This window comes from Mesorhizobium sp. M1334 (assembly GCF_040317995.1).
Lineage (GTDB): Bacteria > Pseudomonadota > Alphaproteobacteria > Rhizobiales > Rhizobiaceae > Mesorhizobium.
The window spans coordinates 712,570-731,170 of the sequence record NZ_JAMYLM010000001.1 but is presented as its reverse complement, the minus strand read 5'-3'; the positions used below and the strand labels follow the sequence as shown (position 1 = coordinate 731,170).

Genomic DNA, 18,601 nt, shown 5'->3' with positions numbered 1-18,601 from the left:
ATACGAGATCGTCAGAGAAAGAACGGCGTAGGGCCATGCCTGCCTTAGAATGGGCCAGAGGAACGACTCGCGTATCCAAGGAAATTGCGGAAACAGCGAACCCAGTCCGTAGTAGAGCAGCCAGAGCTGGAGCAGCAGCGGCGTGCCGCGAATAATCGTGCAGAACACCTTGGCCGGCACACTCAAGATCGGCGGGCCGATCACCTGCGCAAGGCCGAGGGGAATGGCCAGCGCGATGCCCAGCACCGACGTTACCACAAGCAGCCAGATGGTCCGCCATATGCCTTGCAAAGCCAGGGGCAGATAGGCCGGCAGCCAATCCCAGCGCATGAGGAAAATCGATGCCACCACGACAACTAGCGCGATCAGGATCAGCGCTATGCGGTGCGGCTGCATCCACAGCGAGGCCCGTGCGGCGGCGTCAATGACCGGAGTTTCGGCGGCCATCAATGCGATCCCGCGATCGAAGGCATGCCGCGTCGTGCCCAGCGCTCAACGCGCCCGATAGCGATGTTGGAGACGAGGGTCAGGACGAGATAGAGCGCGCCCGCCGCCATGAAGAAGGTGAAATAAGCCTTCGTCGCGCCGGCTGCCGTCCGTGTGGTTTGGGTCAGTTCATTAACGCCGACGATCGCGAGAAGCGCGGTGTCCTTGGTGGCGATCAGCCACAGATTTGCCAAGCCCGGAATGGCGAAGGGCAGCATCGCCGGCAGCGTAATGCGCCTGAGAAGCAGGCCGGGAGGCATTCCATACGCCCGGGCGGCTTCGATCTGGCCTTGCGGAATGGCGCGGATGGCGCCGCGCAAGACTTCGGTGGAGTAGGCGCCCTGCACGACACCGAGCACACCTATGCCGGCGACAACCCCGTTGATATCGATCGCGGCATAGCCGAGCGCGGTAAGCAATTGGTTGATGAGGTCGGTACCAGCGAAATAAAGCAGCAGGATCAGGACCAACTCGGGCACGGCGCGGACCACTGTGGTGTAGACTTCCAGCAGGTCACGGACCACTGGCCCGCCATAGAGCTTGCCATAGGCGCCGCCGACACCGATCACAAGACCGACCCCAAAGGAACCGAAGGCAATTCCGACCGAGTTTGCCAGCCCGTGCAGAAGGCTGAGACCCCTGCCGTTCGGCGGTTCGAAGGACAGCAATTCCAGCGAACTGGCTCCGAACATGGTGGCGAGAACGTCGCTCAGCTTATATCCCCTGGACTTCCGGGTTGAGGCGCCAATGATGTATCAAGCCGGACGTGCCATCGCGACGATGGCGGCTAGGCCTGCCCGGCTTGATGCCGCTGCCGTCAGTTGGACTGCGACTCGCCGCCGTAGATGTCGAAGTCGAAGTACTTCTTGGTGATTTCGGCATACTTGCCATTGGCTCGGATGGCCTTGATTGCGGCATTGAGCTTATCCTTGAGCTCGGTGTCGCCTTGACGTACGCCGGCGCCGACGCCAGGCCCGAGCACTTCCAGGTCCGGTGCGACATAACCCTTGAGGTCGCAGCACGCTTTGCCTTGATCCGACTTCAAAAATGCGTCGAGCGCGATCGAATCGGCCTGGGTGGCATCGATCCGGCCGGCGGCGAGATCCTGATTTGCCTCGTCCTGCGTCTGGTATTCCTTGATTTCCGCAGCGTCGGTGAAGTGCTTCTTGGCGTAGGCGGCGTGCACCGTGGAGGCCTGAACGCCGACTATCTTGCCCTTCAGCCCCTCTGGCGTCGCATCGAATTTCTGATCCTTGGCGCCGATCACCGCGGTCGGCGTGTTATAATATTTGTCGGAGAAGTCGATTTCCTTCTTGCGTTCGTCGGTAATGGACATCGAATTCATGATTGCATCGATCTTCTTGGTTTTAAGCGCCGGGATAAGGCCGTCCCATGGGACCGGCGTCAATACGCAATCCAGCTTGGCTTCGCCGCAGATGGCGTTGACGATGTCGACTTCCCAGCCGCCCCACTTGCCGGAGGCATCCTGCGAATAAAACGGCGGATAGGCTTCAGGCGAAAATCCCACCTTGATCTGTTCGGCGCTTGCCGAAAATGTACCCGACAATGCGATCAGCGTGGCCGCGAGCACCGTTTTGAGAAAAGGTTTCATTTCTTTCAGTTCTCCCATTTTTTGCTTTGACGTTCCCGTCTGCTTTTCTCGCAAGTCATCCAACATTGCGCAGAAACTGCTTCAGCCTTTCGGATTTTGGTGCGCCGAAGATCTGTTCCGGCGGCCCTTCTTCCTCGACCAGCCCATTATCGAGGTAGACGACATGCGTCGCGACCTCGCGGGCAAACTTCATCTCATGGGTGACCAGCACCATGGTGCGGCCTTCGCGCGCCAGGTCGCCGATCACCTTCAGCACCTCACCGACCAGCTCCGGGTCGAGCGCCGAGGTCGGCTCATCGAACAGCATGACGCGCGGATTGATGGCCAGCGCCCTGGCGATCGCGGCGCGCTGTTGTTGGCCGCCCGACAGATAAGCGGGATAGACGTCGCGTTTTTCGGCAAGGCCGACGCGGGCGAGCAGCTTTTCCGCCTCGCCGATCGCCACATCGCGCTTGACGCCGAGCACATGCACGGGAACCTCGATGACGTTCTCGATCAACGTCATGTGGCTCCACAGATTGAAGTTCTGGAAGACCATGCCGAGCTTGGAGCGGATGCGTTCGATCTGCTTGCGGTCGGCGGGCACGGTGTGGCCGTGGCTGTCGGCCTTCAACCGGATCTGCTCGCCATTGACCCGGATGATGCCGCTGGTCGGCTTCTCCAAGCAGTTGATGCAGCGCAGCAGCGTGGATTTGCCCGAGCCTGAGCCGCCGATGATGGCGATCACCTCGCCGTCGCGCGCCGACAGCGAAACGCCCTTCAGTACGTGCAGGTTGCCGAAATTCTTGTGCAGGTTCTCGACGTGGATGGCTTCGGCAGCGCCGTTTTGCGCCGGATGCTTCAGGGCGGTGACGGGCGCTGTCATCGTCGCGGCGCCCCGCGGAGCAACCGAGGCAGTCCTTGCTGGAATTTTTTACCCATTACCCGTCACTGGACAGCGTTCCGATTCTCAAGATGGACCGTTCCCCTTGCCTCCGTCAACCGCAGTTTTTGGACCATTGATCACCGCCTGCCGAGTGGCTATTGGCAGGAGGGGCGCGTTTAAGGAGAATTTAGTGGGCAAAGCATACGGGTCGCAGTCGATGGCCGGGACGCTGCAGCGCGTGCTGATGCGCTCCGCCGCCAGCGCCATGCGTCGGGCCGAAGCGCTGGATTGGCACTATGGCCCCGGCTTCGATCCGCAAAAAGCGGCGGCCCAGCATGATGCGCTGGCCAGGCTGATTTCTGTCTCAGGCGCCGAAATCGAATGGCTGAGCGACGCCGATGACGGGCTTGCCGATTCGGTCTTCACCCACGATCCCTCGCTGATGACCGACCACGGCGCGGTTATCCTCGCTATGGGCAAGGCGCTGCGCCGGCCCGAGCCAGGCCTGCACGAGGCAGCCTATGGGCGCATGGGCATCCCCATCCTTGGCCGTATCGAGGCTCCCGGCCAGGTCGAGGGCGGCGACTGCGTGTGGGTGGATGCAAACACGCTGGCCGTCGGCCGCGGCGTGCGCACCAATCAGCTCGGCATCCAGCAGCTCTCCAACCTGCTTTCGCCCAAGGGTATCCAGGTCTACGGCTTCGACCTGCCGCTCTGGCAAGGCGAGGAGGCCTGCCTGCACCTGATGTCGGTGATCAGCCCGCTCGCCGACGATCTGGCGCTGGTCTATGCGCCCCTCCTGCCGGTCGCCTTCCACCAGATGCTGCGCGAACGCGGCATTCGGCTGGTCGAGGGCGACGCCGACGAATTCTTCGCCTCGAATGGGCTCAGCCTCAACGTCCTGCCGACCGCGCCGCGCCAGGTTATCGCCGTTGCCGGTTTTCCGAGGACGGCGGCTGCCATGCAGGCCGCTGGCTGTACGGTCTCGACATTCGAGGCCGATGCGCTGTGCATTGCCTGCGAGGGCGGCCCGACCTGCCTCACACGCCCGGTGCTAAGACAATGACGACCATCGGCGAAGCGCTCATCACCTTGCTCGAAGCGCACGGCGTCGACACAGTCTTCGGCATTCCCGGCGTACACACGGTCGAGCTCTATCGCGGGCTTGCGCGATCGAAGATCCGTCACGTCACGCCGCGCCACGAGCAGGGCGCCGGTTTCATGGCTGATGGCTATGCGCGCGCCAGCGGCAGGCCGGGCATCGTCTTCGTCATCACCGGGCCGGGGCTGACCAACACCATCACCGCCATGGGCCAGGCGCGCGCCGATTCGGTGCCGATGCTGGTAATCTCGGGCGTCAACGCCACACCGACGCTGGGCAAAGGCCTTGGCCATCTGCATGAACTGCCAGACCAGCGCGGCATGATGGAGAAGGTGGCGCTGTTTTCGCACCGTGTCACCGAGGCCGGCGAGCTGCCCGGCGTGCTCGCCCGCGCCTTTGCGCTGTTTTCATCCTCGCGTCCGGGTCCGGTGCATATCGAGATCCCGACCGATGTCATGAGCCTGCCTGCCAACGGCATCGTGCCGCTGCTGCGGAATTCAGCGCCGCCCGAGCCGGATGTGGCGGCAATTGCCCGGGCGGCAAGGCTGTGCGCGTCTACCCGCCGGCCGCTTATCCTGGCCGGCGGCGGCGCCAAAGCGGCCGAAGCGCCGTTGCAGCGCCTTGCCGAGAGGTTGGGAGCGCCGGTCGTCCAGACCGCCAATGCGCGCGGCCTGCTCTATCGCCATCCGCTTGGCGTGCCGGCCAGCCCCAGCCTGAAGGCGGTGCGTGCGCTGATGGCCGACGCCGATCTGGTCATTGCCGCCGGCACCGAATTCGGTCCGACCGACTATGATGGCTATGGCGACGGCGGTTTTGTCCTGCCTGCCAACCTGATCCGCATCGACATCGGCGCCGACCAGCTTGCCCGCCGGCCGGCCCGGATTTCGATCCAGGCCGATTGCGGTGCAGCGCTCGAGGCGCTGGGTGCCGAACTCGGCACGGGCCAGGCGCAATCGGTCGACGGCGCCGCTCGCGCCGCCGCGACGCGGCAAGCGGCCTTTGCCGAGATCGGCCCGGCTATGCAGGCGCAACTGCGCGCCGTCGAGACGATCCGCGATGCGCTGCCTGGCGCGATCATCGTCGGCGATTCGACCCAGCCGGTCTACGCCGCCAACCTCTATTACGATCATGACCGGCCGGCCGGCTGGTTCAACGCGGCCACCGGCTTCGGCGCGCTCGGCTATGGGCCGGCGGCGGCGATCGGCGCCGTCCTTGCCAGGCCTGAGGCGCCGGTCGTTTGCCTCACCGGCGACGGCGGCTTCCAGTTCACCCTGCCGGAACTGGGCGCCGCGCTCGACGCTGCGGCACCGGTGATCTTCGCCGTCTGGAACAATCGCGGCTACCGCGAGATCGAAACCTCGATGCTCGACGTCGGCGTCGAGCCGGTCGGCGTCTCCCCGGCACCGCCGGATTTCTGCAAATTGGCCGAAGCCTACGGCATTGCCGCCGAGCGGATTTCCGGCGCCGGCGGCTTGGCGGACGCGCTTGGGCGCGCGCGGGCGACTGGACGACCTTACGTCATAGAGATTTCGGTTGAGTGATCGCGCGAAAGGCGCGACCTTCCGGATCGGCGGCGCGCAATGACGGAGCGGTCGAATATGACGGAAACACTGGACGGCAGACATATCGTGGTGACCGGCGGCACCGGTGCCCTTGGCGGCGCGGTCGTAGGGAACCTGCTGGAGCAGGGCGCGATCTGCCATGTGCCCAACGCTCACGCTGCCGCGCCTGCACATTTCCCTTTCCCGGCGCATGACCGCGTCAGGCTGGCGCATAACGTCGACCTCGCCGACCCTGCCAAGGTCGACGCCTTCTATGCCAGCGTTCCGAATTTATGGGCATCGGTGCATCTGGCCGGCGGCTTCACCGCCGCGCCGGTCGAGAAGATCGAGCCCGCCTCCTTCGCCGAGATGATGGACACCAACGCCCGCACCACCTTCCTGTGCTGCCGCGCGGCGATACGCTCGATGCTGGAATCTTCCATGCCGGGCCGCATCGTCAATGTCACCGCGCGAGCCGGGCTCGACCCGCGGCGCGGCTCCGGCAAGGTGGCCTACGCCGCCGCCAAGGCGGCAGTCGCCGCGATGACCGTGGCAATGGCCGAAGAGCTGAAGGGCAACGGCATCCTGGTCAACGCCGTGGCGCCCTCGACGCTCGACACGCCGGCCAACCGGGCTGACATGCCGAACGCAGATTTCAGCAGATGGGTCAGCCTTGAAGCGGCCGCCGAGGCCATTGCCTATCTCGCCTCGCCGGCCAACATGGCCATCAGCGGCACGCTGGTGCCGCTTTACGGCAGGGCCTAAGCCTGCGGCCCGTCACAAGCAAAAGGTCACAAGCAAAAGCCCCGCCGGATCGTTCCGGCGGGGCTCTTTTGTTTCGTTTATAACCCGCGCGAAGCGCGGTGTTGGCTTAGCTGCCCTGCTTCTTCAGCGCGGCGCCAAGGATGTCGCCCAGCGAAGCGCCGGAGTCGGTCGAACCGTATTGGGCGACCGCTTCCTTCTCTTCGGCGATTTCCAGCGCCTTGATCGAGACCTGCAGTTTGCGGGTCTTCTTGTCGAAGGCGATGACGCGGGCGTCGACCTTCTGGCCGACGGTGAAGCGCTCGGGGCGCTGCTCGTCGCGGTCACGGCTGAGGTCGGAGCGCTTGATGAAGGTCTCGATGCCGCTGTCGACCAGCCGCACTTCCAGACCGCCATCCTTCACGCCGATAACCTCGCAGGTGACGACTGCGTTCTTGCGCAGTTCGCCCGACGTCGCGGCTTCGCCGACCGTGTCCTTGGCCAGCTGCTTGATGCCGAGCGAGATGCGCTCCTTGTCGATGTCGACGTCGAGCACCTGCGCCTTGACCATGTCGCCGCGATTGTACTCCTCGATCACCTGCTCGCCCGGACGGGTCCAGTCGAGGTCGGAAAGGTGGACCATGCCGTCGACGTCGCCTTCGAGGCCGATGAACAGGCCGAACTCGGTCTTGTTCTTGACCTCGCCCTCAACCTGGCTTCCGACGGGATGGCTGCGCGCGAAGGCCTCCCACGGGTTCTCCAGCGTCTGCTTGAGGCCGAGCGAGATACGGCGCTTGGCCGGATCGACTTCGAGCACCACAACGTCGACTTCCTGCGTTGTCGACAGGATCTTGCCGGGATGCACGTTCTTCTTGGTCCACGACATTTCCGAAACGTGGATGAGGCCTTCGATGCCCGGCTCCAGCTCGACGAACGCGCCGTAGTCGGTGATGTTGGTGACGGTACCCTTGATCTTCTTGCCGATCGGGAACTTGGTGCCGATCTCGGACCACGGATCGCTCTCGAGCTGCTTCATGCCGAGCGAGATGCGGTGGGTTTCCTGGTTGATGCGGATGATCTGCACCTTGACCGTCTGGCCGATGTTGAGGATTTCGGTCGGATGGTTGACACGGCGCCATGCCATGTCGGTGACGTGCAGCAGGCCGTCGATGCCGCCGAGGTCGACGAACGCACCATAGTCGGTGATGTTCTTGACGACGCCTTCGACCACCTGGCCTTCTTCGAGGTTCTGCACGATTTCCGAACGCTGTTCGGCGCGGCTTTCCTCGAGCACGGTGCGGCGCGATACCACGATGTTGCCGCGGCGGCGATCCATCTTGAGGATCTCGAAGGGCTGCGGGTTGTGCATCAGCGGCGAGACGTCGCGGATCGGGCGGATGTCGACCTGGCTGCGCGGCAGGAAAGCCACGGCACCGTCGAGGTCGACGGTGAAGCCGCCCTTGACCTGGTTGAAGATGACGCCTTCGACGCGTTCGCCCTTGGTGAACTTCTCTTCGAGACGGACCCAGCTCTCTTCGCGGCGGGCCTTTTCACGCGACAGCATGGCTTCGCCAAGCGCGTTCTCGATACGCTCGACATAGACCTCGACCGTGTCGCCGACCTTGAGCGTCGTATCCTTGCCCTTGACGCCGAATTCCTTCAGCGGCACGCGGCCTTCGACCTTGAGGCCGACGTCGATGATGGCCATGTCCTTCTCAATGGCGGTGATGATGCCCTTGACGACCTGGCCTTCGCCGGAATGGCCGGCGGAAAATGATTCTTCGAGCAGGCTCGCGAAATCATCGCGAGTGGGATTTGCAACTGACATAGTTTCTCCTGGAATGCCCCGCAATCTGTCGCGGGGCCGGCGCCGTGGGTTAGCGTTGCGTTGGCCTGCCGGCGTTCCGGGCAAAAGCCCTGGCCGCCTTTGAGCGGCAATTCCGGCGCATGAAGAATGCTGGCAGGCTGGTTCACGCCCGATATGGGAATTCTTTTTGTCGCCGGCAATCGGCGGCGGCAGGAAAACCCAGGCTCAGGCTTTGTTTCTCTTGGCCAGGACGTCGTCGATGATCGCCCGTGCTGCCAGAAACGCGGCTTCTATAGCCATTTCCGACGTGTCGAGCAAGTGCGCGTCGACAGCCGGCTTCAATGGCGAGTCCACGCGTCCCATGTCGCGCTCGTCGCGGCGCACGATATCGGCAAGGATTTCGTCGAAATTGGCAGTGCCGCCGATGCTCTCGATTTCATCCAGCCGCCGCTTTGCCCGCACCTCGGCACTGGCCGTGACATAGAGCTTTACGTCGGCATCGGGACAGACGACGGTGCCGATGTCGCGGCCGTCGAGCACCGCGCCAGGCGGTGTTCTTGCGAAGTCACGCTGTTTCTCTACCAGGATGCGCCGCACCGACGGGATCACTGCCACTTTCGAAGCCGCCTCGCCAACGGCGTGTGCCGAAAGCACTGCGCGGTCGAGCTTTGCCGGATCGACCTGCCGGGCCGCGGTTTCAGCGGCCGAAACATTGTCGAGCGGCAGGCCGAGCCGGAGCAGCGCATGCGCCACCGCGCGATAGGTAAGGCCGGTGTCGAGCAGGTTTAGCCGGTAGTGATCGGCGAGCCTGCGGGCGAGCGTGCCCTTGCCGGCGCCGGCGGGGCCGTCGATGGCGATGCTGAAGGGGGTGCTCATCGGCTGCCTGCCGCCTTTGTCCGCTTGGCAACAGGCCACCGCGCCTTCGTCATCCCAGGGCGCAGACGAAGAATGCTGCGAACCAGAATTCTGCACCGTTGCGATGCTCTGACGTCACGGCATGGCTCGTGAGGTCTTCGCTGCGTCGCTTCGCTCCTTGCTTCGCCCCAGGATGACGAAGGGAAGGATGTTGGCGCCCAATCTTCAAGGTTTGCGATTGCCGTCAAGCTACTCGATCTCCGCCCCCAGCCCCTTCATCAGCCCCATGAATTCCGGAAAGCTCGTAGCAATCATCGCCTGGTCGTCGATGGTCACAGGTTTTTCCGTCGCCAGCCCCATCACCAGAAAACTCATGGCGATGCGGTGGTCGAGATGGGTCTGGACGATGGTGCCCTGTCCGTTGGGGTGCTGGCCGAGGCCCTTGCCGCCCGGCTTTCCACGCACGACAAGCGAGGCCTCGCCCTCGGTGCAGTCGACGCCGTTGAGCGTTAGCCCGTTGGCGACCGCCGACAGCCGGTCGGATTCCTTCACCCGAAGCTCTTCCAGCCCGAGCATGAGCGTTTCGCCCTCGGCGAAGCTCGCCGCCACGGCAAGCACCGGATACTCGTCGATCATGGTCGGCGCCCGTTCGGGCGGCACGGTGACGCCCTTCAGCTCGGAATAGCGCACGCGCAGGTCGGCGACGTCCTCGCCGCCTTCGTTGCGCGGGTCGATTATGTCGATGCGCGCGCCCATTTCCTGCAGCGTCAACAGAAGTCCGGTGCGGGTCGGGTTCATCAGCACGTTTTCGATTGTAATGTCCGAGCCCGGCACGATCAGCGCCGCCACCAGTGGAAAGCCCGCCGAGGAGGGGTCGCCTGGCACCGCGATGGTCTGCCCGGTGAGCTTGCCCTGGCCTTCGATGAAAATGTGGCGCACGCCGCGCTCGTCGGTCTCGACCGACAGATTGGCGCCGAATCCCTTGAGCATCTTTTCGGTGTGATCGCGCGTCATCACCGGCTCGATGACGGTGGTGATGCCCGGCGTGTTCAGCCCAGCCAGCAGCACCGCCGACTTGACTTGTGCCGATGCCATCGGCACGCGGTAGGTGATCGGCGCGGCGTGTTTGGGCCCGTGCAGCGTGATCGGCATGCGGTCGCCAGGCGTCGCCTTCAGCACCTGCACGCCCATCTGGCGCAGCGGCTCGAGCACGCGGCCCATCGGCCGGCCGGACAGCGAGGCGTCGCCGATAAAGGTGGTTTCCATGTCATAGGTGCCGACCAGGCCCATGGTGAGGCGGGAGCCCGTGCCGGCATTGCCGAAATCGAGTGGGCCTTCCGGCTGCAGCAGCGCGCCATTGCCGGTGCCGCGGATCACCCACTCGGTGCCATGCTTCTCGATATGAGCGCCCATCGCCTTCATGGCAGCGCCCGTACGCATTACGTCCTCGCCTTCCAGCAGCCCGGTGATGCGGGTTTCGCCAGAGGCCAGGCCACCGAACATGAACGAGCGGTGCGAGATCGACTTGTCGCCCGGCACCCGTGCCGCACCTGAAAGGCCAGATGATTTGCGGGCGGTGGCCTGTTTCGGGGCAGCAGCGTGCGACATGGTTCTTTCCTGGAAACGCCGGCGCCCGGCTATTTTCTTCTGGTTTGCGCGGTCTCCTATCATGGCGGACCGAAATGGTCATCCCCTTGGTACGCAGGCCTTCGAATTCACGCTTTTTGGGACGCCGGCTTTTCGCTTTGACAGCGCCGTAAACTCTGGTTAAGGGGACCAAACTTTCATCGACGAGGCTTGCTGTGGCAAAACCCGAACTTGGCACCAAACGCATCGACCCGGAGACAGGTCGAAAATTCTATGACTTGAACAAGGACCCGATCGTCTCGCCTTACACGGGCAAGAGCTATCCGCGCTCCTATTTCGAAGAGGGCAAGATAGCCGCCCTCGAGGAAGAAGAGGAAGTTGCCGAAAAGGAAGTGGACGCCGAGGAGGAAGAGGGCGTCGAGGTCGTCTCGCTCGAAGAGGCGGACGAGGACGCCAAGGCCGACGAGCTTCCCGATCTCGCCGATGACGAGGACGACGTCGACCTTGGCGATGATGAGGATGACACATTCCTCGCCGACGAGGAGGAAGAAGACGACGACGTTGCCGACATGATCGGCGTCGGCGACGACGACGACGAAGTCTGAGCGAACCGCATTCGCCGGCTTTCGCCGCGCCGCCTAGAAAAAGCGGTCGTTGAAGGCTTGATATTGACTTAAGGCGGGGTTAGAAGCCGCCTGCACGAACGGCGCGGTCTAGAAACCGCGCCGGATCTCTTCGCCGGAAACGGCGCCGGCGAACTGCCGGAGTGGGGCCATAGCTCAGTTGGGAGAGCGCTTGAATGGCATTCAAGAGGTCGTCGGTTCGATTCCGATTGGCTCCACCAGTTCTCTTCGCGAAAATCAGCAGAACGGCCGCCGGTCCCGGCTGGCCGCCATCTGTCGCGGACCTAGCTGAGACAAAATGTATGGCTAGCCGACCTCGGCTCGCCGTCCGTCTAAAATGGTGAGCCCGTGCCCGGTCTGGACCAGGCAGCGGGCTGAAACGACCGCTGAGCAAAACTCCGTTACTTGTTGCAGTTCTGCATATCTGACGTCATGGCGCCGCTTGGGGTGTTGTTGTCGGTGTCGTTGCCTGCCGTATCCTTGCAGCGGTCCCCCATACCGTTTGTCTGCGGCGTGGTGGCGTTCGTTGCATTCGGATCGATCTGGTTCGGCGTAGTGGTACTGGTCCCGTTGTTGCCGCTGTTGCCGGCGGTGCCCGTGTCGACGCCGGTATTGCCGTTCATACCAGTTCCGCCAGTTCCCGAACCGGTTGATTGTGCCATGGCAGATGTGGCCAGGCCGATAGCAAGTAGGGATGCAGAGAGAATTTTCATCATCTTAGTGTCTCCATCGAGTTGCATCGCTGGATCGCGATCTATACCCAACGAGAGTTTTTCCAGGATGTTCCGTTCGACAGAAATATTGATCGATACAGTCATTATGAGAGCTTTGTTGTTCGTCGTTTCGTGAATGGCGCCACGACAGTGGGTAAAAGGCGTGCCGCAAGCCGGTGTGTTGCCGGAAGCGCCAGCACCAGCGGCTCGTCGGGCAGGCCATGGACGATCAGCTCCGGGGTCGAGAGCGGGGATGCAGCACGCCGAGGTCGATCTCGCTGGCGGCGAGTGCTCTTTCCAGCAATGGCGAATTCATCCCGATGAGATCCACCTCGATCTCCGGATAACGGCTGCGAAACATCCGCACCGCCTCCTTATCGAATCGAAACGGCCCGTTTCATTCCAATCCTGTGCGATCCCCTGATCGTCAGCAGCATCCAGCCTGTGCGCAACACGGAGCGTCGGCCATGGCGCGCTCGACGGGCTGTGATGCGGTTGATAAGCCCTCTCCTTAAGGAGAGTCGAAGACATGACGGTTGCGATCGAGATGGGCCACACGAGCGCAGGCGCCCCGGCGGCGCTGGATCTTGAAGAACTGCTGGCGACGCGCCTTTTGGTGCAGGGCAATTCGGGCTCCGGCAAGTCCCACCTGCTGCGCCGGCTCTTGGAGCAGAGTGCGCCCTGGGTGCAGCAGACGATCATCGATCCCGAAGGCGACTTCGTGACACTGGGCGACCGTTTTGGCCATCTGGTGATCGACGCCGAGGAGCATACCGAGCGCGGCCTGCAGAGCGCCGGCGAGCGGGCGCGCATCCACCGCGTCTCCACGGTGCTTAATCTCGAGGGGCTCGACGCCGAGAACCAGATGCGGCGCGCCGCCGCCTTCCTCGGCGGACTTTTCGAGGTCGCCCGCGATCACTGGTATCCGATGCTGGTGGTGGTGGACGAGGCGCAGCTGTTCGCGCCGGCGGTTGCCGGCGAGGTTTCGGACGAGGCGCGCAAGCTCTCTCTCGGCGCCATGACCAACCTGATGTGCCGTGGCCGCAAACGCGGGCTGGCCGGGATCATCGCCACCCAGCGGCTGGCCAAGCTTGCCAAGAACGTCGCCGCCGAGGCTTCCAATTTCCTCATGGGCCGGACCTTTCTCGATATCGACATGGCGCGCGCCGCCGACCTGCTCGGCATGGAGCGGCGCCAGGCGGAAGCCTTTCGCGACCTCGAGCGCGGGCAGTTCATGGCGCTCGGCCCGGCGCTGTCGCGCCGTCCGCTCGGCTTGCGCATCGGCCCGACCGATACAAGCCCGCGCAACGCGACGCCGCGCCTGATGCCGCTGCCGGAATCGGGACTGGAGGACGCGCGCGCGATCATCCTGGCGGCCCCGCCGCCCGAAACCGTCCGGCCGCAGCGCCGGTCGTCGCCGGACCTGCTCGATCAGCTGATGGCGGCAAAATCGGCGGCGCTGGAAATCCGCCCCGAAGCGGTGGAGCCGCCGATCAGCGCCGAGGACTTGGCGGAGCGGCGCGAGCGTGTCGACCGGGTGCTGCGCGCTGTGCTGGCGCAACCCGACGCGGGCTTCCGTGTCATCGGCGTGCTCTATCAGGAGTTCGTGGTCCGCTGCCGCATAGAGGGCCTCGCCTCGGTCGTGCCGGACCTGCCCGCGTTCCGCCGCATGCTGACGCGCGCCCGCGCCGGCCTCGGCTCCGACATGGCCGACGATGACGCCTGGCAAGATGTCTCGGCGCGCGCCTCGCTGCTGCCCGAGGATATGCAGGGCGTGTTCATGATGATCGCCCGCGCGGCCAAGGAGGGGTGGCCCTGCCCGAGCGATGCGGCGGTCGCCCGCGCCTACGGCTCGCACTCGCTACGCCGCGCCCGGCGCCTGCTGACCTATATCGAGGAACAGGGGCTGATCGTGTGCCAACTCGATGGGGCCGGAAGGCGGACGGTGACGCTGGTGGAGCTCGCCTGGGCGACGGCGCCGGGCGATCCGAATGCGGCGGAGGTGGAGCAGGGCAGTTTGGCGCTGTGAGGCGGCGGCCGAGCGCGCAAGGGGAATGCCACGCATCAAGGCGATGTATGACTAAGCGGCAGGTACAGCGGCGAGTCTTTTTTTGCGCAGATAGGGCCTCGCTGGCCCGCCACAGCTCTTCTGCCCGGTCTTCACCATACGACGATGATCGGCGCGACGTAGATCCGCCTATTGTAAGTTGTTCGACGCTACAGCACTCCTGCCGACGGCGCTTTACATATCTTCTAAATTACCCGCGGGTCGGTTTTCCAATGAAGAGATCAGCCCCGATCAACTGACGAAGGACAAGAAATACGGCAGGACTGTAGCGCAAATATCCGCCGAAACTATGCTGCCGGCGCCGGTTACCCTCTTCGGTGCGTTCTGTTGACATCTCCTGCTTCTGGAGAGATGGTAAGATACTACGCGGCGGCCCTTTTCCGAAGATTTTATTGTGCAGCTTTATCAAAGGAGTTGGCAATGCGTTTGTCTCGGTCGCGCCGACTTATGGCCATCGCCTTGACGGCAATTGCAGCCGTTCCCTCTCATGGGCATGCCGAGGACAAGCTGCTGGCGGAAGCGGTGCAGTTCAACGGTACGATCCTGTATCTCTCCACCAAGGTGCCTGGCCTGATCTTCGGCGCCGTGCGCAACGGCGAGACGGCCTTGGCCGGTTTCGGCAAGATTGCCGACGGGAGTGAAAAAGTGCCCGACGGCGACACTATGTTCCGCATCGCGTCCGTGAGCAAAGTGTTCTGCGGCAGCGTGCTTTCCTCGCTGGCGATCGACGGCAAGGTACAGCTCACCGACCGGCTGCAGGATCGCCTTGGCTGGGACGTCACTTCCCGGAGAAGGATGGCCGCGCCCTCCGCCTGATCGATCTCGTCGCGCAAGCTTCCGGCCTTCCGCGGGAGGTGCCAGTGGCCGAGCCGCCCCCCTCCGACCCCTTCTCTACGAACACCAAAGAGGCGCAGATTGCCGCCCTCAAGGACAATCCGCTGCTCTTCGCGCCGGGCACCGCCGTTCTCTATTCGAACTTCGGATACGACCTCCTCGGAGCGGCGCTCGCGAATGTCTCTGGAAAGCCTTATGCCGAGGTCCTGCGGGAGCGTGTCCTCGATCCTCTCGGCATGAAAGACACGGTTTTCAACCCAAGACCGGAGGACCAGCCGCGCCTGATGCAGGGCCATAACTTCGACGGCAGCGCCATGCCCATCGTGCCGACGAGCACAGCCATGGAGTGCGCCGGTGGATTGTACTCGACCGCGGACGACCTGCTGCGCTGGATGAACTGGCATGTCGACAACAAGCCTTCCGCGGCCGACGCCGAGTTCCGCCTTTTGAACCACGCGGCTTTTTTGTACCGGGACGGGCTCGCGTCGGTGGTGGGGCTGGATGACGGCGGCCCGATGGACGCCATGGGTCTCGGATGGGTCATCATGCTCCCCAACGAGCATCGCCCGCTCATCCTCCAGAAGAGCGGCGGGCTGCAAGGGATGTTTCTCTATGTTGCGATTGCACCGACACGCGGCGTCGGCGCTTTCTTCGTCATGAACGAATTCAATGCCGCCGGCTTCATGGCGGGGGTCAAGACGACGAACGATCTCGTCGCAGAGATCGCTCCACGCTGATTTTCGCGCTGATCAGGGGGAACGTGCGCGATGATTAACGCTGTGGAGAGGCCTGACGGACGGCATGTTTCGTGGCAAGGCAAGCGCGACACCGGCTGGCCGACCGCTTAGCTATCCCCCTCCTGAGGACGACCTTTGCCGGCGCCCGACCCGCTTCATCGCTGCTCACGGCCTGCTCAAGCGGCGGCCAAGGTTCTGCCTCTCGCCTCTTGGATTGGGGTGGTTTAGGCGAAAACTGACGTCGCTCAACATCAGCAAAGCGCCATATCCGGACCTTGCCAGTGATGCCGTGAATGTTAAGTCTCGGCTCCGATGCGGACGTTCCGCCCGAGTTCAAAGACTGACTGCGACCGTTCTGTGGCCTTCGCATCGACAGCGCCAATAGGCTGCCTCCCACATCCTACCCCTTGCGTCCATGGGAGGGTCGTTGTGAACCAAGCCCTACTGCCCGGGCTTGTAGGAAAGCCGATCCAGCGCGTCTCGAAGCGCGGTGGCAGCATCGTCACGCTCGTCAGCGGACATCAGCTCCGGTTCAAGTTCCAGACTGAAGTGCGGCAGCTCGGTTCGAACGGCGCGACAAGCGCCCGCTAGATTGGCCTTCAGATCGATGACGCGGTAGGTGGCGACGGGATAGGCGATCCCCTTGACCTGGACGTGCCCCATCTCCTCACAGTCGATCATGTCCTTCACTTGCGCAAACGTCTCGTAGGAAATGAGGACGGTCCCCGGTGGCGCCTCCTGTTCCAGGCGCGAGGCGAGATTCACGGCGCCGCCGATTATCGTGTAATCCATCCGGTCCTCGCTGCCGAAGTTACCGACAGTGCAGTAGTCGGTATGGATGCCGATGCGGCAGCGCAGCGGTGTCTCAATTCCAATGTCACGCCAGATTTCGGCAAGTTCGCTCATCCGCTTTTGCATGGTGAGAGCCATCTGCACACACGCCAGCGCGTCCTCCTTGACGCCGCGCGTCTCAGGGTCGCCGAAAAACATCAGGATCGCGTCGCCGACATATTTGTCGATTGTCGCGCCGTGATCCGAAGCAATTTTCGACATTTCCGTCAGATAGTGATTGAGGAGCTGGGTGAGATCCTCGGATTCCATTTTGTCAGTGGTCTCGGTAAAGCCGGCGATATCGGAGAAGCATATTGTCAGTTTCTTCCGCTGGCTGGCGATTCTAACGTCTTGGCGGCCGGCGAATATCGAGCTGTACACTTGCGGCGCCAGGTATTTGGCCAGCTTGCTGGAAAGCGCCTCTAGGGCCGCGGACTTCTCGGCGAGGTTCTCCTCCCTTTGCTTCAGCTCGGTGATGTCCGAATAGACGGCGACCGTGCCGCCGGCGCTGATCCGCCGCTCGCTGATCATGATCCATCGGCCGTCGCCTCGCCGCTGCACCCATGGTTCGCCAGGATTGCGGTGTCGCCACAGGCGCTCGGCAACCCACTCCTCGACCCGCCCCTCGGCGTCCCTGATGTAGCCGCGCTCGGCGGATCGGCGAATGATCTCCTCGAATGCTGTGCCAGGGGTTAGCTCGGTCTCCAGGCCAGCGTAAAGCAGTTCGCGGTAGCGGCTGTTGCTTAGGACAAGCCGGTCCTCTCTGTCATAGAGAGCGAAACCTTCGGAAATGCTTTCGATGGCATCGACTAGCCGCTGACGCGCTTCTGCAACGTCGCGCAGGTTCTTTTCCTCGACCTCGACAGCAGTATCCCGGAAGAGCCTCAGCGCTTGGGCCATGCGCCCGATTTCGTCGCTGCCCGCCGCCGGCAGCGGCGCATGAAGGTTGCCCCCCGCAATCGCGAGCATGCCTTGGCTCACGGCCCCCAGTCGGGCGAGGAGGCTGCGGTCGACATAGAGCCAGACAACCAGAACCGAACTCAGGAGGCTGAGGAAGGCGGAGCCGAGCACAACCGCGGTGCCGTAGCGCTGGACGAGCGCGGCTTCGCGACCGGACGCAGCGATCTCCTGGTCTGCCATGGCGACCAGGCGATCGACGCCAGCGGTGAGATTGCGCGACAGTCGATTGTTCTCGGCCAGAAGCCTTTCGCCCTGTGCCAGGACAGCAAACTCGTCCTCTCGCGCCTTGCGGATGCTGTCCTCGCCGTCGGTCAAACCCTTGAACTCGTCGACACGCTGCCGGAAGCGGGTCCGCAGCTTTTCGTCGATCTCCGTGGAAACCTTTTCAAGAGCAGTGAGCGAACGGCGTAGCGGAAAAAGGATCAACGCCAGGTCGCCCGGCGTCGGCGCGTTCGCGACCTTTACCAGCGCGTCGTTGACCGCCGAGATCTCCAGCTGCGCCTTCTGCTGGGGGATGTAGGCCGCAATCGCCTGGACCAGCTCGGCCATCGCCGCTGCGCGTCGATCGGGCGACAGCGACGTATCGGCCGCGACCGCCCGCCATTGCGGGAGCCTGGAATCCATTACTAGGATGCCAGTGGCGACAAGGCGCTGGGCTCCGGTCGTCGTCGCGGCGAGGCGGTTCAGGAGCTCCTCCTTGCGGGCGACCACGTCGAGCCGGGCGACAACAAGAGAGTCGAGCTCCTTCAGGTTGCGCCTCAGAACAATCGCGGCTTCCTCGATCTCGGCCAAATGCACTGTGCCCAGCGTGGCATCCCGGAGGTCCGTGCGCAGGGCCTCGAGGCGGGACATCTCGAGCGCGACGGCAGCCGACACCTCGCTGTGCTGAGCCCTGCTTGTCGCTGCCAGCACCGATGGCGCGGCAGCAGCGACCCGTTCGGCCTGACGCGACAGCTGGAGGGAGGCGAGCGCCGACGGTACTCGATCCGTGGTAATTCGGTCGACGACGTCGCCAACCTGGAGGAAGGCATAAAGCGCCGCAGCGGTTGCCAGCACCGCAAGGGCGCTGATCCCGAAAAAGGCGAGCAACAGCCGGCCGCGTATGCCGAGGCGTTCAAGCATCTCGGCGAGTCGGAACAGTCCGGCCACACTGGTCTGCATCAGACTAGACATCTCAGCCGGCACGCCGGCGATCAGCGAACCCTATTCAACCGGCACGTATTCCCCGCCGCGCCAGAC

The 18,601-nt window shown here is 63.6% G+C and carries 17 protein-coding genes and 1 tRNA gene; 8 read left to right on the top strand and 10 right to left on the bottom strand.

Features of this window, described 5'->3' with window-relative positions:
* The 4 genes from NKH17_RS03480 to NKH17_RS03465 form a co-directional block, all read right to left on the bottom strand.
* The coding region (locus NKH17_RS03480) for an ABC transporter permease subunit (protein ID WP_352691801.1) at positions 1-447 on the bottom strand (447 nt) is incomplete at its 3' end.
* A complete protein-coding gene (locus tag NKH17_RS03475; protein ID WP_352649813.1) occupies positions 447-1,178 on the bottom strand; it encodes an ABC transporter permease in 732 nt (243 codons plus the stop codon). The genes NKH17_RS03480 and NKH17_RS03475, both read right to left, overlap by 1 nt.
* A gap of 125 nt (positions 1,179-1,303) precedes the next feature.
* Complete coding sequence (locus tag NKH17_RS03470; RefSeq protein ID WP_352741072.1) at positions 1,304-2,098, bottom strand: transporter substrate-binding domain-containing protein; 795 nt, start codon at positions 2,096-2,098, stop codon at positions 1,304-1,306.
* 55 nt (positions 2,099-2,153) lie between these two features.
* Positions 2,154-2,963, bottom strand: a complete 810-nt coding sequence (locus NKH17_RS03465) for an ABC transporter ATP-binding protein (protein ID WP_352897471.1) — start codon at positions 2,961-2,963, stop codon at positions 2,154-2,156.
* Positions 2,964-3,180: 217 nt separating this feature from the next.
* Between NKH17_RS03465 and NKH17_RS03460 the strand changes: the two genes are divergently transcribed.
* The 3 genes from NKH17_RS03460 to NKH17_RS03450 are packed head-to-tail and all read left to right on the top strand — an operon-like array spanning position 3,181 to position 6,371.
* On the top strand, positions 3,181-4,029 hold the full coding sequence (locus NKH17_RS03460) for a dimethylarginine dimethylaminohydrolase family protein (protein WP_352897480.1): 849 nt from the start codon (positions 3,181-3,183) through the stop codon (positions 4,027-4,029).
* Positions 4,026-5,606, top strand: coding sequence for a 5-guanidino-2-oxopentanoate decarboxylase (locus tag NKH17_RS03455; protein WP_352897469.1), 1,581 nt, complete (start codon positions 4,026-4,028; stop codon positions 5,604-5,606). The genes NKH17_RS03460 and NKH17_RS03455 overlap by 4 nt, the downstream gene beginning before the upstream one ends.
* Before the next feature lie 57 nt (positions 5,607-5,663).
* Positions 5,664-6,371: an SDR family NAD(P)-dependent oxidoreductase gene (locus tag NKH17_RS03450; RefSeq protein ID WP_352897467.1), complete on the top strand. Its 708-nt coding sequence runs from the start codon at positions 5,664-5,666 to the stop codon at positions 6,369-6,371.
* Positions 6,372-6,477: 106 nt separating this feature from the next.
* On the opposite strand, the gene rpsA is transcribed toward NKH17_RS03450, so the two are convergent.
* The 3 genes from rpsA to aroA form a co-directional block, all read right to left on the bottom strand.
* Positions 6,478-8,175 carry a 30S ribosomal protein S1 gene (gene rpsA, locus NKH17_RS03445; RefSeq protein ID WP_023676278.1) on the bottom strand — a complete coding sequence of 566 codons (1,698 nt, stop codon included), beginning with the start codon at positions 8,173-8,175 and terminating at the stop codon, positions 6,478-6,480.
* A 204-nt stretch (positions 8,176-8,379) separates the two neighbouring features.
* On the bottom strand, positions 8,380-9,030 hold the full coding sequence (gene cmk, locus NKH17_RS03440) for a (d)CMP kinase (protein WP_352480697.1): 651 nt from the start codon (positions 9,028-9,030) through the stop codon (positions 8,380-8,382).
* Between the two features lie 228 nt (positions 9,031-9,258).
* Entirely contained in the window at positions 9,259-10,617 is a 1,359-nt protein-coding gene (gene aroA / locus NKH17_RS03435) for a 3-phosphoshikimate 1-carboxyvinyltransferase (RefSeq protein WP_352509789.1), read from the bottom strand.
* A 194-nt stretch (positions 10,618-10,811) separates the two neighbouring features.
* Here aroA and NKH17_RS03430 point away from each other — a divergent pair, with 194 nt between their 5' ends.
* On the top strand, positions 10,812-11,201 hold the full coding sequence (locus tag NKH17_RS03430; RefSeq protein ID WP_254816066.1) for a TIGR02300 family protein: 390 nt from the start codon (positions 10,812-10,814) through the stop codon (positions 11,199-11,201).
* A 163-nt stretch (positions 11,202-11,364) separates the two neighbouring features.
* Positions 11,365-11,440: transfer RNA gene (locus tag NKH17_RS03425), tRNA-Ala, on the top strand.
* A 180-nt stretch (positions 11,441-11,620) separates the two neighbouring features.
* Here the strand turns inward: NKH17_RS03425 and NKH17_RS03420 are convergent.
* Positions 11,621-12,037 carry a hypothetical protein gene (locus NKH17_RS03420; protein ID WP_352897464.1) on the bottom strand — a complete coding sequence of 139 codons (417 nt, stop codon included), beginning with the start codon at positions 12,035-12,037 and terminating at the stop codon, positions 11,621-11,623.
* A 124-nt stretch (positions 12,038-12,161) separates the two neighbouring features.
* Positions 12,162-12,293, bottom strand: a complete 132-nt coding sequence (locus NKH17_RS03415; RefSeq protein WP_352649808.1) for a type 2 periplasmic-binding domain-containing protein — start codon at positions 12,291-12,293, stop codon at positions 12,162-12,164.
* 168 nt (positions 12,294-12,461) lie between these two features.
* On the opposite strand from NKH17_RS03415, the gene NKH17_RS03410 reads away from it, so the two are divergent.
* From NKH17_RS03410 to NKH17_RS03400, 3 genes are all read left to right on the top strand, one after another.
* The gene (locus NKH17_RS03410) at positions 12,462-13,961 is read left to right on the top strand and encodes a helicase HerA domain-containing protein (protein WP_352897462.1); all 1,500 of its coding nucleotides are present in this window, start codon (positions 12,462-12,464) and stop codon (positions 13,959-13,961) included.
* Between the two features lie 486 nt (positions 13,962-14,447).
* Positions 14,448-14,816 (top strand): serine hydrolase, encoded by a 369-nt coding sequence (locus NKH17_RS03405; protein ID WP_352897460.1) that lies wholly within the window; start codon positions 14,448-14,450, stop codon positions 14,814-14,816.
* Positions 14,817-14,860: 44 nt separating this feature from the next.
* Positions 14,861-15,571 (top strand): serine hydrolase, encoded by a 711-nt coding sequence (locus NKH17_RS03400; RefSeq protein WP_352970097.1) that lies wholly within the window; start codon positions 14,861-14,863, stop codon positions 15,569-15,571.
* A 441-nt stretch (positions 15,572-16,012) separates the two neighbouring features.
* On the opposite strand, the gene NKH17_RS03395 is transcribed toward NKH17_RS03400, so the two are convergent.
* Positions 16,013-18,484, bottom strand: a complete 2,472-nt coding sequence (locus NKH17_RS03395; protein WP_352897478.1) for a PAS-domain containing protein — start codon at positions 18,482-18,484, stop codon at positions 16,013-16,015.
* Positions 18,485-18,601 lie beyond the last annotated feature (117 nt).

What these genes read in the sequence shown, in the direction of transcription:
- NKH17_RS03475 (WP_352649813.1), bottom strand. Translation starts at nt 1,178, where the DNA reads ATGTTCGGAGCCAGTTCGCTGGAATTGCTGTCCTTCGAACCGCCGAAC.
- NKH17_RS03470 (WP_352741072.1), bottom strand. Translation starts at nt 2,098, where the DNA reads ATGAAACCTTTTCTCAAAACGGTGCTCGCGGCCACGCTGATCGCATTG.
- NKH17_RS03465 (WP_352897471.1), bottom strand. Translation starts at nt 2,963, where the DNA reads ATGACAGCGCCCGTCACCGCCCTGAAGCATCCGGCGCAAAACGGCGCT.
- NKH17_RS03460 (WP_352897480.1), top strand. Translation starts at nt 3,181, where the DNA reads ATGGCCGGGACGCTGCAGCGCGTGCTGATGCGCTCCGCCGCCAGCGCC.
- NKH17_RS03455 (WP_352897469.1), top strand. Translation starts at nt 4,026, where the DNA reads ATGACGACCATCGGCGAAGCGCTCATCACCTTGCTCGAAGCGCACGGC.
- NKH17_RS03450 (WP_352897467.1), top strand. Translation starts at nt 5,664, where the DNA reads ATGACGGAAACACTGGACGGCAGACATATCGTGGTGACCGGCGGCACC.
- rpsA (WP_023676278.1), bottom strand. Translation starts at nt 8,175, where the DNA reads ATGTCAGTTGCAAATCCCACTCGCGATGATTTCGCGAGCCTGCTCGAA.
- cmk (WP_352480697.1), bottom strand. Translation starts at nt 9,030, where the DNA reads ATGAGCACCCCCTTCAGCATCGCCATCGACGGCCCCGCCGGCGCCGGC.
- aroA (WP_352509789.1), bottom strand. Translation starts at nt 10,617, where the DNA reads ATGTCGCACGCTGCTGCCCCGAAACAGGCCACCGCCCGCAAATCATCT.
- NKH17_RS03420 (WP_352897464.1), bottom strand. Translation starts at nt 12,037, where the DNA reads ATGACTGTATCGATCAATATTTCTGTCGAACGGAACATCCTGGAAAAA.
- NKH17_RS03415 (WP_352649808.1), bottom strand. Translation starts at nt 12,293, where the DNA reads ATGTTTCGCAGCCGTTATCCGGAGATCGAGGTGGATCTCATCGGGATG.
- NKH17_RS03410 (WP_352897462.1), top strand. Translation starts at nt 12,462, where the DNA reads ATGACGGTTGCGATCGAGATGGGCCACACGAGCGCAGGCGCCCCGGCG.
- NKH17_RS03405 (WP_352897460.1), top strand. Translation starts at nt 14,448, where the DNA reads ATGGCCATCGCCTTGACGGCAATTGCAGCCGTTCCCTCTCATGGGCAT.
- NKH17_RS03395 (WP_352897478.1), bottom strand. Translation starts at nt 18,484, where the DNA reads ATGCTTGAACGCCTCGGCATACGCGGCCGGCTGTTGCTCGCCTTTTTC.